The 12415-nt window shown below is 56.2% G+C and carries 13 protein-coding genes; 12 read left to right on the top strand and 1 reads right to left on the bottom strand.

Annotation, left to right across the window (positions count from 1 at the left end; all coding sequences use genetic code 11):
* The first annotated feature begins 173 nt into the window (after positions 1-173).
* Complete coding sequence (locus F3J28_RS03660) at positions 174-1889, top strand: rhamnan synthesis F family protein (RefSeq protein WP_166872894.1); 1716 nt, start codon at positions 174-176, stop codon at positions 1887-1889.
* Between the two features lie 430 nt (positions 1890-2319).
* On the opposite strand, the gene fliE is transcribed toward F3J28_RS03660, so the two are convergent.
* Positions 2320-2637, bottom strand: a complete 318-nt coding sequence (fliE, locus tag F3J28_RS03655; protein WP_008458146.1) for a flagellar hook-basal body complex protein FliE — start codon at positions 2635-2637, stop codon at positions 2320-2322.
* Positions 2638-2866: 229 nt separating this feature from the next.
* On the opposite strand from fliE, the gene fliF reads away from it, so the two are divergent.
* From fliF to fliP, 11 genes are all read left to right on the top strand, one after another.
* The gene (gene fliF, locus F3J28_RS03650) at positions 2867-4558 is read left to right on the top strand and encodes a flagellar basal-body MS-ring/collar protein FliF (RefSeq protein ID WP_166872891.1); all 1692 of its coding nucleotides are present in this window, start codon (positions 2867-2869) and stop codon (positions 4556-4558) included.
* The gene (gene fliG, locus F3J28_RS03645) at positions 4555-5547 is read left to right on the top strand and encodes a flagellar motor switch protein FliG (protein ID WP_166863136.1); all 993 of its coding nucleotides are present in this window, start codon (positions 4555-4557) and stop codon (positions 5545-5547) included. Before fliF ends, fliG begins: the two co-directional genes overlap by 4 nt.
* Complete coding sequence (fliH, locus tag F3J28_RS03640) at positions 5540-6235, top strand: flagellar assembly protein FliH (RefSeq protein ID WP_166872888.1); 696 nt, start codon at positions 5540-5542, stop codon at positions 6233-6235. Before fliG ends, fliH begins: the two co-directional genes overlap by 8 nt.
* Entirely contained in the window at positions 6235-7593 is a 1359-nt protein-coding gene (gene fliI / locus F3J28_RS03635; RefSeq protein WP_008458141.1) for a flagellar protein export ATPase FliI, read from the top strand. Before fliH ends, fliI begins: the two co-directional genes overlap by 1 nt.
* Positions 7594-7605: 12 nt before the next feature.
* Positions 7606-8049 carry a flagellar export protein FliJ gene (gene fliJ, locus F3J28_RS03630; protein WP_166872885.1) on the top strand — a complete coding sequence of 148 codons (444 nt, stop codon included), beginning with the start codon at positions 7606-7608 and terminating at the stop codon, positions 8047-8049.
* A complete protein-coding gene (locus F3J28_RS03625) occupies positions 8046-9287 on the top strand; it encodes a flagellar hook-length control protein FliK (protein WP_166872882.1) in 1242 nt (413 codons plus the stop codon). The genes fliJ and F3J28_RS03625 overlap by 4 nt, the downstream gene beginning before the upstream one ends.
* Before the next feature lie 121 nt (positions 9288-9408).
* Entirely contained in the window at positions 9409-9876 is a 468-nt protein-coding gene (gene fliL / locus F3J28_RS03620; RefSeq protein WP_008458135.1) for a flagellar basal body-associated protein FliL, read from the top strand.
* Positions 9877-9880: 4 nt separating this feature from the next.
* On the top strand, positions 9881-10885 hold the full coding sequence (gene fliM, locus F3J28_RS03615) for a flagellar motor switch protein FliM (RefSeq protein WP_166872879.1): 1005 nt from the start codon (positions 9881-9883) through the stop codon (positions 10883-10885).
* Complete coding sequence (gene fliN, locus F3J28_RS03610; RefSeq protein WP_126355780.1) at positions 10882-11292, top strand: flagellar motor switch protein FliN; 411 nt, start codon at positions 10882-10884, stop codon at positions 11290-11292. The genes fliM and fliN overlap by 4 nt, the downstream gene beginning before the upstream one ends.
* Entirely contained in the window at positions 11293-11673 is a 381-nt protein-coding gene (fliO, locus tag F3J28_RS03605; RefSeq protein WP_166872876.1) for a flagellar biosynthetic protein FliO, read from the top strand.
* Positions 11673-12413 (top strand): flagellar type III secretion system pore protein FliP, encoded by a 741-nt coding sequence (fliP, locus tag F3J28_RS03600; protein WP_166872873.1) that lies wholly within the window; start codon positions 11673-11675, stop codon positions 12411-12413. Before fliO ends, fliP begins: the two co-directional genes overlap by 1 nt.
* Positions 12414-12415: the final 2 nt, after the last annotated feature.

The raw sequence follows: 12415 nt of genomic DNA, 5'->3' as shown, positions 1-12415 counted from the left end.
AGAGAAAACAGTTTCCATACATTGCGTTACTACACCTGGAAACAGCGAGTTTCACTCCTGCAGTGCTATTCAGACACGGCCTGAAGTAAATAAAAATTAGTTAGTAATCAAAAACTCTCTCGACAATGCGTCGTTACTTTCGAAAAAGCATAATTTGAACTATTAGGTAAAATATGGAAAATTTGTCTATCATCACGCGCCAGGCAAGTATTAAGCGATTACTGGTCTATTTCTTTTGGGATGAGGACGGTATCGTTGATGATTACGTTATGCACTCTCTGAAGGCACTAGGAGAGCACTCTTCCGAAATCATTGTTGTTGTCAATGGAGAGGTCAATCCTACCGGCTACAGAAAACTTCGTTCTGTTTCTAACCAGCTGATCATTCGTGAAAATTACGGTCTGGATGCCTGGGCATACAAAGCAGCATTCGAGACTGTAGGCTATGACTACTTGAGCGAATTTGACGAAGTTTTGGTCACCAACTTTACTTTGTTTGGGCCACTCTTCCCGCTTACCGACACATTCTCAAAAATGGACGCAACGCCTTGTGATTTCTGGGGGCTAGCCGGTTACAACGAAAAGGTCAAAGACCAGCGCGATATTCAACACCTTCAATCGTATTTTGTGGTGTATCGTAAATCCCTTACCGCCTCACGAGACTTCCGTAACTACTGGCAAAATCTGCCAAAAATCGAAAGCTATGTCGACTCGGTTAATCTCCATGAATTAGCGCAAACGCCTTATTACACTGATAAAGGATACACTTTCGCGAGCCTCTCTCCGATGGAGAAATACGCGAATATCTCCCCGTATAACTTTGTCATTAGCTGTGCAGACCGTGTTCTTGTCGAGGATCTCTGTCCTTTCATTAAGCGCAGAGCCCTGTACTTCGCTAATGGGTACTTAGAGCAAGGCGCAAGCATCGAAAAACTCGAGCATATTTCGAACTTTATAAAAAGTCGTACCGACTACGACATTAATTTTATCCTTGAAAACATCGAGCGCACTCAAAAACCGAAGCCTCCTGAGCCGGTAATTGCTCCCCCGATTGTTTACCCAGAACCCATAACTCGATATCGACACTATAAAAGGTTGCTTGGTTCGTATATACACCCAAGGAAAGATGTCCGCGACCTCCTCAAGCACCTCCTCTGGGAGGAGGCTCAGCCACGGCCTGTGATCGTCCCTCAAGTCGTGCCGCAGGTACACGAACCTCACCCCCTGTGGGAGCGATATCTCAATTGCTTTAGAAGACAAAAGCATTGTCCACACCCTGTGCAACCGGGTGCACCGCGAATCCAACACGTTGGGCGTTACAGCTATGCCGCACCAGATACGCATATTCAAAGTGTCAGCACGGTCATTGGCTCATTCTGCTCAATTGGTCAGCGCGTAGTTATTGGTCACGGTAAGCACCCCAAAGACTATTTGTCGTCATCTCCGTTCTTCTATTTTGATGAGCTTGGCTTCAAAACACGTGAAATGCCGACTTATGATGAATACTGGTACATTGAGCCAGTTATCATCGGCAACGATGTCTGGATCGGTGATGGTGCCTGGATAAAGAATGGGGTGACTATCGGAGATGGCGCCATTATTGGTGCAAGGGCTGTTGTCACTAAAAATGTCCCTCCTTACGCTATCGTTGCCGGGGTCCCTGCTGACGTCATCGACTATCGCTTCAGTGAAGAGACCATTAGCGCTTTACTTGAAAGCAAGTGGTGGGATTTACCTGTGGATGTTATCCACCAGATCCCCTTCGATGATATCGAAAAGGCAGTAGAATTCCTGTCTGGCATTAAGCGTAAACTCACTGCCGCTGAAAATTCCGAACAGGCTAAGGTTTTGCCTGCTCGTAAGAAAGAAGCCGTCGTCAGCAGGATCTAAATAGCATTACCTGATATACCTCAGCATCTTTGCCGGCCTGTCTTTCCTACGAGGAAACAGGCCGGCAATTTCCAGAACAGAAACCACAGCCCGTCGAAAATCCCTGAAGAAAAGTTGGTGCGTCACTCGGTGAGATTAGTCGAACTGACGTTAATCTCTGGGCGTTTGTTTGCAACCGGCAATTCTTAACGCAAATTAGACTTGCAGACGGTCATCATACGGTGGGGATAACGCGGGGGTGGGATAATGCTAATACACTAGCTGACGCAAACTATATAGCTTCAGACCGACTTGCGTATATCGTTAAAGCAGCGACAGGCCCGAATATTGTTCCCAGACAATCCGCGCATCCTGCGCCTCAAATGAAGCAAACCGGCCCCATCATGCCCATACTATCGGGCATGATAGTTGATGATTAGGTTGTAAAAATTTAAACCTGCATGTTCATCACTTCCTGGTAAGCTGCAACCAACTTGTTGCGCACCTGAATGCCCATCGCCAGTGAAACGGAAGATTTCTGCAAATCCACCATGACATCGTTCAGCGCCACGCCTGGCGTGCCGAGAGCAAATTTTTCCGCCTGGGCACGCGCGGTGTTGGAGGTTTCGCTTATCCGTCCCAAAGCGGCCTGCAGCTCGCCGGCAAAACTTACCGTTGGCGCGGAGGCAGCCGAAGCCGCAGGATTGGTCGCCGACAGCGCGGTCGCCTGAAGTTGTTGCAGTACGCCTTCGATACCCTGAATAGCCATTTTTACGCCCCATGTGTATTAAGCCGAGGAAGATTACCACCTTGTCAATAGGATAAAGGCGTTAAATAGACGTAAAAAATAGAGCTAATTCAGCCATCGAAAATTCCTGAAACGAAAATAATGACACTGCCATCCATATGGAACTTTTGTCGTGTTTGTCGACCCGGGAGTCAGTCTTGTTCACTCATTACTCTAAAAATTCTGTCAACGCTAAGCCGCGAGGTGTGGAATGACCACTGCTGCTCAGGCGCAAACGCCGCAAAACAAGACACTTGAGTGGTTAAATCGCCTTCGTGCTAATCCCAGAATCCCGCTGATAGTGGGCGGTGCCGCCGCCGTTGCCGTGCTGGTGGCCCTGGTGCTTTGGGCAAAATCTCCCGATTACCGCGTGCTGTACAGCAACCTCGCCGATCAGGACGGGGGCGCGATTGTTACCCAGCTTCAACAAATGAATATTCCCTACCGCTTCTCAGACAACGGTAGCGCCATCATGGTCCCGGCAGACAACGTCTACGACCTGCGTCTGCGCCTGGCTCAGCAGGGCCTGCCTAAGGGCGGTGCCGTCGGCTTCGAGCTTCTGGATCAGGAAAAGTTTGGTATCAGTCAGTTTAGCGAGCAGGTGAACTACCAGCGGGCGCTGGAAGGCGAACTGGCCCGCACCATTGAAACGCTTGGCCCGGTGAAGAATGCCCGCGTGCATCTCGCCATGCCGAAACCATCCCTGTTTGTTCGTGAACAAAAGTCCCCGTCTGCTTCCGTTACCCTTAGCCTCGAACCTGGCCGCGCGCTGGATGAAGGTCAAATTAATGCCGTAGTGCATATGGTTTCCAGCGCCGTGGCCGGTTTACCGCCGGGTAACGTCACGCTGGTCGATCAGGGTGGCCATTTGCTGACGCAGTCCAACAACGCAGGCCGTGACCTTAACGACGCCCAGCTCAAGTACGCGACTGACGTAGAGAGCCGCTACCAGCGCCGTATTGAATCTATCCTTGGCCCGATTGTGGGCAACGGCAACGTGCATGCTCAGGTCACCGCGCAGATCGATTTTGCCAACAAAGAACAAACCGAAGAGCAGTATCACCCTAATAGCGATCCGGCCCAGACCGCGGTCCGCTCTCGCCAGCTGAACCAGACCTCTCAGGTCAATGGCCAGTTCCCGGGCGGCGTACCGGGCGCGCTTTCCAACCAGCCTGCGCCGGCAAACACGGCACCCATTTCAACGCCGCCGCAGAACAACCAGGCTAATCAGCAGGCTAACAACGGCCAGCAGAACCAGACCAGCACCACCGGTCAGAACGGCAGCAGCAATACTTCGCGTGACGAAACCACCAACTATGAAGTGGACCGCACCATCCGTCACACCAAGCTGAACGTGGGGGATATTCAGCGTCTTTCCGTGGCCGTGGTAGTGAACTACCGCCAGCTTGCCGACGGGAAACCTTTACCGCTCACCGCCGACCAGATGAAGCAGATCGAGAACCTGACCCGTGAAGCGATGGGCTATTCCGAATCCCGCGGCGACACCCTGAACGTGGTCAACTCTCAGTTCACCGCCACCGAAGACGACAGCGGCAGCAGCCTGCCATTCTGGAAGTCTCCGGCCTTCTTCGACATGCTGCTCTCAGCGGGTCGCTGGCTGATTGTGCTGATTGTCGCCTGGCTGATATGGCGGAAAGCGATTCGTCCACAGCTCACCCGCCGCGCGGAAATTCTGAAAGCCACTAACGAAGCGAAGCAGAGCGCTAAAGCCGAAGAAGAAGCCGTGGCCGTTACGCTAAGCCGCGACGAGCAACAGCAGCAGCGTAAAGCTAACCAGCGCCTGAGCGCAGAAGTCATGAGTCAGCGAATTCGTGATATGTCCGACAACGATCCTCGCGTAGTTGCGCTGGTGATCCGCCAATGGATGAGTACTGAAATATGAGTATGACCGGAACAGAAAAGAGCGCCATCCTGCTGATGACCATTGGCGAAGACCGCGCCGCTGAGGTGTTCAAGCACCTCAGCCCGCGTGAAGTACAGCATTTAAGTGCGGCGATGGCTAACACCCATCAAATCTCGAACAAACTGCTGACTGAAGTGCTGGCGGAATTTGAGCAGGAAGCGGAACAGTTCGCCGCACTGAGCATCAACGCCAACGACTACCTGCGCACCGTGCTTATCAAAGCGCTGGGCGAAGAGCGCGCCTCCAGCCTGCTGGAAGATATTCTCGAAACCCGCGATACCACCAGCGGCATCGAAACGCTCAACTTTATGGAGCCGCAGAGCGCCGCCGACCTTATTCGCGACGAACACCCGCAGATCATCGCCACCATCCTGGTTCACCTCAAGCGTGGCCAGGCGGCGGACATTCTGGCGTTGTTCGACGAACGCCTGCGCAACGACGTGATGCTGCGTATCGCCACCTTTGGTGGTGTCCAGCCGGCCGCGCTGGCTGAGCTGACCGAAGTCCTGAACAACCTGCTCGACGGCCAGAACCTCAAGCGCAGCAAAATGGGCGGCGTGAGGACGGCGGCGGAAATCATCAACCTGATGAAAACCCAGCAGGAAGAAGCCGTTATTACCGCCGTGCGCGACTTCGACGGCGAGCTGGCACAGAAAATTATCGACGAGATGTTCCTGTTCGAAAACCTCGTGGCCGTGGACGACCGCAGCATTCAGCGTCTTCTGCAGGAAGTGGAGTCCGAATCTCTGCTTATCGCCCTCAAAGGTGCAGAACAGGCGCTGCGCGAGAAGTTCCTGCGCAACATGTCCCAGCGTGCTGCGGACATCCTGCGCGACGACCTTGCCAACCGTGGCCCGGTTCGTCTATCGCAGGTGGAAAACGAACAGAAAGCTATCCTGCTTATCGTGCGTCGCCTGGCGGAAACCGGCGAGATGGTGATCGGCACCAGCGAGGATACCTATGTCTAATACGCTGCCATGGAAACGCTGGACGCCTGAAGATCTCGCCTTCCCTACGCCGGTTTTCGAAGAGATTGTGATGCCGGAAGCGACGGCCGATCAGGAAGAGCCGGAAAGCGAGCCGGACCTCCAGCAAACGCTGGCGATGATGCAGGCCCAGGCCCGAGAACAGGGCCACAGCGCGGGCTTTGCCGCCGGGCACGATCAGGGCGTGGAAGAAGGCCGTAAAGCGGGCTTCCAGCAGGGGCTTGAACAGGGCATCAATGAAGCCCGCCAGCAGCAGGCACCGGTTCACGCCCGGATGCAGCAGCTGGTGAGCGAATTCCAGTACACGCTGGATGCGCTGGACAGCGTGATTGCTTCCCGCCTGATGCAAATGGCGCTGGAAGCCGCGCGGCAGGTCATTGGCCAGACGCCTGCCGTAGATAACAACGCGCTGATCAAACAGATTCAGGGCCTGCTGATGCAGGAACCGCTGTTCAGCGGTAAACCGCAGCTGCGCGTACACCCGGATGACTTACAGCGGGTGGAAGAGATGCTGGGTGCCACGCTAAGCCTGCACGGCTGGCGTTTGCGCGGCGACCCAAGCCTGCATCAGGGCGGCTGCAAAGTCTCCGCCGATGAAGGCGACCTTGACGCCAGCGTGGCCACTCGCTGGCAAGAGCTGTGCCGTCTGGCCGCGCCAGGAGTGCTCTGATGACCGCGCGCCTGACCCGCTGGCTGAACACGCTCGACAATTTTGAAGCGCGGATGGTCGAACTGCCGTCCGTTCGCCGCTACGGCCGCCTGACCCGCGCCACCGGCCTGGTCCTGGAGGCTACTGGCCTGCAGCTGGCGCTGGGCGCGACCTGCATCATTGAGCAGCACGATCGCGAAGTCGAATGTGAAGTCGTGGGCTTCAACGGTCACAAACTGTTTCTTATGCCGCTGGAAGAAGTGGAAGGCATTTTGCCTGGCGCCCGGGTTTATGCCCGCTCGGCGACGGCGGAAGGCCTGCACAGCGGTAAAAAACTGCCGCTCGGCCCCGCCCTGCTCGGCCGCGTGCTCGACGGCAGCGGCCGTCCGCTCGACGGGCTGCCTTCGCCGGATTCCGACCTGATGGGCGCGCTGGGTGCAGCCCCGTTTAACCCGCTCCAGCGTACCGCGATTGAACATGTTCTTGACGTTGGCGTTCGCCCGATTAATGCCCTGCTGACGGTAGGTCGCGGGCAGCGTATGGGCCTGTTTGCCGGTTCAGGCGTGGGGAAAAGCGTCCTGCTCGGCATGATGGCGCGTTATACCCAGGCTGACGTGATCGTCGTGGGCCTGATTGGCGAACGTGGTCGCGAAGTAAAAGACTTTATCGAGAACATTCTCGGTGCCGAAGGCCGGGCGCGTTCCGTTGTGATTGCCGCTCCGGCGGACGTTTCTCCGCTGCTGCGTATGCAGGGTGCCGCCTATGCGACAAGAATCGCCGAAGACTTCCGCGATCGCGGCCAGCACGTCCTGCTGATTATGGATTCACTGACGCGTTACGCCATGGCCCAGCGTGAAATCGCCCTCGCCATTGGCGAACCTCCGGCGACCAAAGGCTATCCGCCTTCGGTCTTTGCCAAGCTCCCGGCGCTGGTTGAGCGTGCGGGGAACGGCATTCACGGCGGCGGCTCGATTACCGCGTTTTATACCGTACTCACCGAAGGCGACGATCAGCAGGACCCGATTGCCGACTCCGCGCGAGCCATTCTTGACGGCCACATTGTGCTGTCGCGCCGCCTGGCAGAAGCTGGCCACTACCCGGCCATCGACATCGAAGCTTCTATCAGCCGTGCCATGACATCGTTGATTACCGAGCAGCATTACGCCCGGGTACGTCGTTTCAAACAGTTGTTATCCAGCTTCCAGCGCAACCGTGATTTGGTGAGCGTGGGGGCTTACGCCAAAGGCAGCGATCCGATGCTCGATAAGGCCATTGAACTGTGGCCGCATCTTGAAGCCTTCCTGCAACAAGGCATTTTTGAACGCGCAAACTGGGAAGAAGCCAGCCTCGCACTGGAGACGCTTTTCCCCACGGTTTGATGAGAGGTGACCATGAACCAAAACAGCGCACTGGATACTTTGCGTGAACTCGCCGCCCAGGAAGTGGAAAAAGCGGCGATTCGTTTAGGGGAGATGCGTCGGGGTTGCCAGCAGGCGGAAGAGCAACTCAACATGCTGATTAACTATCAGTTTGAGTACAGCAACAGCCTGAATGACAACATGAGCCAGGGGATTGCCAGCAACCGCTGGCAGAACTACCAGCAGTTTATACGCACGCTGGAAAAAGCCATCGAACAGCACCGCCAGCAGCTGATGCAGTGGACCAATAAAGTTGATCAGGCATTGGGCGCGTGGCAGGAAAAACAAAAGCGCCTGCAGGCATGGCAAACCCTGCAGGACAGAAAGGCAGCGGAGCTGTTGCTCGCAGAGAACAGACTCGATCAGAAGCAGATGGACGAATACGCCCAGCGGGCCACATTGAGGAAAGGTGAATGATCACATTGCCAAAAATTCTGTTAAACACCGGGGCCGATACCGCTGCCGCCGGGGATGCAAAAGTCGCGGACGGCAAAGGCTTCGGTGAAGACTTCCTGACGCTGCTGGGCAAAGCTTTGCCGGCAAACGTCGCTTTGGAGGACGGCAAATCGCTGCCTCTGGGCGCGGCGTTAAGCAAAGTTGCCGCGGCCAATGCGGCCAAAGGTGAGACCCAGGACGACCAGGCGACCCTGACGGAACTGCTGAACTCAACGGAGCAACCTGAAGCGCTTTCCACCCTGCTCACCTCCCTCGGCAAAACAGAAGCGGGTGATAAGCCAGAGGCGGAGTTGAAAGACGCCAAAACCGATAAGCCTCTGAGCGACGCAGAGCTGCAAACGCTCAGCGCGCTGTTTGCGATGCTGCCTCAGCCCGTGACCGCTGCACAGCCCGCGGCGCTAGCTAAAACAGCTACCGACACGGCATCGCTGTCCGCCCTGACCTCTGCGGCAGGGAATACCGCAGGCAAAAATACCGCGGACAGCCTGCTGCCTGCTGGCGGCAGCGCGAAGAAAGCCGCCCCGGTGGGCGCAACGCTTGCGGACAGTAAATCCGCTGCTGCCAACGCGCCGGCAGTAGCCCAGCCGCAGGGGGATGACAAAGCCCAACTGGTCGCTAGCAACACCCCTGACAACCGTGACAACGCGGCGCCACAGGCAAATAACACCGCCCCAGTTACGGCGCAGATAACCCCAGCCATCAGCAGCGCCACCGTCGCAACCCCAACCACAACGCACATCGCTACCCCTACGGCACCGACGATCAGCGCCCAGTTAGGGAGCCATGAGTGGCAACAGCAGATTTCTCAGCACGTTACGCTGTTTACCCGTCAGGGTCAGCACAGCGCCGAGCTGAGATTGCACCCGGAAGATCTCGGTCAGGTGCAAATTAGTCTAAAACTAGAAGATAACCAGGCGCAGCTGCAGATGATGTCGCCGCACAGTCACGTGCGCGCCGCGCTTGAAGCCGCGCTGCCGTCACTGCGTACTGCGCTGGCGGAAAGCGGCATCCAGCTTGGTCAGAGCAACATCAGCAGCGAAAGCTTCGCTCAGCAGCAGTCCGGCCAGCAGCAACAGCAGCAAAGCACCCGCGGCGGGGAACGTTTTTCCCTTAATGGCAATGACGTCGAACCGCTCCCGGTGGCCGATAGCCTGCAGCGTCTGGCCAGCAGCAACGGCGCGGTGGATATCTTCGCCTGAGCCCCGTTAAAGGGTAAACGCCAGAGCTAGCGACAATAAACGTGTGTTTTCCGGGCTTTGACCGCCCGGAGACACGGGATAATTGCTATTCAGCAGTACCGATACAGGAATAAAGCGTTCAATGACTGATACCGCTATCACGAAAGGCCGTAAACGCGCCATCTGGGTGCCGATACTGGTTCTTATCACACTCGCCGCGTGCGCCACCGCAGGCTACAGCTACTGGCGCATGCAGCAAACGCCAGCCACAGCCCAGGCTAAAACGCCTGAGCCACCGCCTGCGCCAGTGTTCTTCGCTCTGGATACGTTTACCGTCAATCTGGGTGATGCGGATCGCGTGTTGTACATCGGCGTCACGCTGCGTTTGAAAGATGAAGCGACCCGCCAGCGCCTGAGCGAATTCCTGCCGGAAGTCCGCAGCCGTCTGTTGCTGCTGTTCTCTCGCCAGGACGCCAATCAGCTTGCCACCGATGCCGGTAAGCAGAAGCTGGTGGAAGCGATTAAAACTACTCTGGCGCCGCCTCTGGTCGCCGGGCAACCTCAACAGGTAGTCAGCGACGTGCTGTATACCGCCTTTATTTTGCGGTAAGTCCATGGGCGACAGTATTCTTTCTCAGGCCGAAATCGATGCGCTGTTAAACGGCGACAGTGAGAATAACGACGAGCCGAAGGCCGGGGCGCCGGGCGAATCCGATATTCGTCCCTATGACCCGAATACCCAGCGTCGCGTAGTGCGCGAGCGCCTTCAGGCGCTGGAAATTATTAATGAGCGTTTTTCCCGTCAGTTCCGTATGGGGCTGTTTAACCTGCTGCGTCGTAGCCCGGACATCACCGTCGGGGCCATCCGTATCCAGCCGTACCATGAGTTTGCCCGCAACCTGCCGGTGCCAACTAACCTGAACCTGATTCACCTGAAACCGCTGCGCGGCACCGGGCTGTTCGTATTTTCACCCAGCCTGGTGTTTATTGCGGTAGACAACCTGTTTGGTGGGGATGGCCGCTTCCCAACGAAAGTGGAAGGCCGGGAGTTTACCCACACCGAACAGCGCGTGATCAACCGTATGCTGAAGCTGGCGCTGGAATCCTACAGCGACGCGTGGAAGGCGATTTACCCGCTGGACGTGGAATACGTTCGTTCGGAAATGCAGGTTAAATTTACCAACATCACCACGTCGCCTAACGACATCGTGGTTAACACCCCGTTCCACGTCGAAATTGGCAACCTGACCGGGGAGTTCAACATCTGCCTACCGTTCAGCATGATTGAACCGCTGCGCGAGCTGCTGGTGAACCCTCCGCTGGAGAACTCTCGTCAGGAAGATCAAAGCTGGCGCGACACCCTGGTGCGCCAGGTGCAGCATTCCGAGCTGGAATTGGTGGCGAACTTCGCCGATATCCCGCTGCGGTTATCCCAAATCCTAAAACTGAAACCTGGCGATGTGCTGCCCATCGAAAAGCCAGATCGTATTATCGCGCACGTGGACGGCGTACCGGTCCTGACCAGCCAGTACGGCACCATTAACGGCCAGTATGCCCTGCGCGTCGAACATTTGATCAACCCGATATTGAATTCGCTGAATGAGGAACAGCCCAAATGAGTGATATTAATCAACCGTCCGATGACAATGCAGGCTCAGTGGACGATCTGTGGGCTGATGCGTTAAACGAGCAGAAAAGTTCCGGGAAAAGTAACGCGGATAACGTATTCCGCGCGCTGGAAGGCAATGACATTGCCGGCAACGTGCAGGATATCGACCTGATCATGGACATTCCGGTCAAGCTGACCGTCGAACTGGGCCGTACCCGCATGACCATCAAAGAGCTGCTGCGCCTGACGCAGGGTTCCGTGGTCGCGCTTGACGGACTGGCCGGCGAACCGCTGGATATTCTGATCAACGGTTACCTGATTGCCCAGGGGGAAGTGGTTGTCGTCGCCGACAAATACGGCGTGCGTATCACCGACATCATCACCCCGTCAGAACGTATGCGTCGCCTGAGCCGCTAAATGACAACCCAGGCCACCGTCACTCAGCCCAGCGTCAACGCCAGCTCGCCGCTTGTTCAGGTCAGCGGGGCGTTGGCCGGCATTGTTATTTTTATTCTGGTGGCCGCATGGCTGGCAAAGCGCTTTGGTTTTCACGGGGCGGGCGTCGGCGTAAAGAAGTCGCTGAACATCAGCGCCAGCGTGAGCGTAGGCCCGCGCGAGCGCGTTGTGGTGGTGGACGTCGAAGACGCTCGTCTGGTCCTCGGCGTCACCGCCAGCCAAATCACGCACCTGCACACGCTGCCTCCTGCGCCGGTCACGGATACTGTTGAAAAAGCCCCCGCGCCTGCCGATTTCCAGAAACTGATGAAGAACCTGCTTAAACGTAACGGGAAAGATTGATGAAACGTTTGCTGACGCTCTCGTTACCGGGCCTATTTTTGCTCCTCCCTGCGGCCGCCTTCGCACAATTACCGGGCCTGATAAGCCAGCCCCTCGCCAACGGCGGGCAGAGCTGGTCCTTGCCGGTGCAGACGCTGATCTTTATTACCTCCCTGACCTTCCTGCCGGCCATTTTGCTGATGATGACCAGCTTTACGCGCATCATCATCGTTTTTGGCCTGCTGCGTAACGCCCTGGGCACACCGTCCGCCCCGCCTAACCAGGTGCTGGTTGGCCTGGCGCTGTTTTTGACCTTTTTTATTATGTCGCCGGTGTTCGACAAAATTTATACCGACGCCTACCAGCCCTTCAGCGAAGACAAGATCTCGATGGAAGTGGCGATGGATAAAGGCGCTCAGCCGCTGCGCGAATTTATGCTGCGCCAGACCCGTGAAGCCGATCTGGCGCTGTTTGCACGTCTGGCGAACACTCAGCCGCTGCAGGGACCGGAAGCCGTGCCGATGCGTATTCTGCTGCCAGCCTATGTCACCAGCGAGCTGAAAACCGCGTTCCAGATTGGTTTTACCGTATTTATCCCGTTCCTGATTATCGACCTCGTGATCGCCAGCGTCCTGATGGCGCTCGGGATGATGATGGTTCCCCCCGCGACAATTGCCCTGCCCTTTAAGCTGATGCTTTTCGTGCTGGTCGACGGCTGGCAGCTGTTGGTGGGTTCCTTGGCGCAAAGTTTTTACAGCTAGCG

The sequence above is a fragment of the Enterobacter sp. Ap-1006 genome (assembly GCF_011752835.1).
Classification (GTDB): Bacteria; Pseudomonadota; Gammaproteobacteria; order Enterobacterales; family Enterobacteriaceae; genus Cedecea.
Note: the sequence above shows the minus strand (reverse complement) of the source record. Positions and strands in the feature narration are given on the sequence as shown.

What these genes read in the sequence shown, in the direction of transcription:
- fliF (WP_166872891.1), top strand. Translation starts at nt 2,867, where the DNA reads ATGACCACTGCTGCTCAGGCGCAAACGCCGCAAAACAAGACACTTGAG.
- fliL (WP_008458135.1), top strand. Translation starts at nt 9,409, where the DNA reads ATGACTGATACCGCTATCACGAAAGGCCGTAAACGCGCCATCTGGGTG.
- fliI (WP_008458141.1), top strand. Translation starts at nt 6,235, where the DNA reads ATGACCGCGCGCCTGACCCGCTGGCTGAACACGCTCGACAATTTTGAA.
- F3J28_RS03660 (WP_166872894.1), top strand. Translation starts at nt 174, where the DNA reads ATGGAAAATTTGTCTATCATCACGCGCCAGGCAAGTATTAAGCGATTA.
- fliG (WP_166863136.1), top strand. Translation starts at nt 4,555, where the DNA reads ATGAGTATGACCGGAACAGAAAAGAGCGCCATCCTGCTGATGACCATT.
- fliO (WP_166872876.1), top strand. Translation starts at nt 11,293, where the DNA reads ATGACAACCCAGGCCACCGTCACTCAGCCCAGCGTCAACGCCAGCTCG.
- fliN (WP_126355780.1), top strand. Translation starts at nt 10,882, where the DNA reads ATGAGTGATATTAATCAACCGTCCGATGACAATGCAGGCTCAGTGGAC.
- fliM (WP_166872879.1), top strand. Translation starts at nt 9,881, where the DNA reads ATGGGCGACAGTATTCTTTCTCAGGCCGAAATCGATGCGCTGTTAAAC.
- fliJ (WP_166872885.1), top strand. Translation starts at nt 7,606, where the DNA reads ATGAACCAAAACAGCGCACTGGATACTTTGCGTGAACTCGCCGCCCAG.
- fliE (WP_008458146.1), bottom strand. Translation starts at nt 2,637, where the DNA reads ATGGCTATTCAGGGTATCGAAGGCGTACTGCAACAACTTCAGGCGACC.
- fliH (WP_166872888.1), top strand. Translation starts at nt 5,540, where the DNA reads ATGTCTAATACGCTGCCATGGAAACGCTGGACGCCTGAAGATCTCGCC.
- fliP (WP_166872873.1), top strand. Translation starts at nt 11,673, where the DNA reads ATGAAACGTTTGCTGACGCTCTCGTTACCGGGCCTATTTTTGCTCCTC.
- F3J28_RS03625 (WP_166872882.1), top strand. Translation starts at nt 8,046, where the DNA reads ATGATCACATTGCCAAAAATTCTGTTAAACACCGGGGCCGATACCGCT.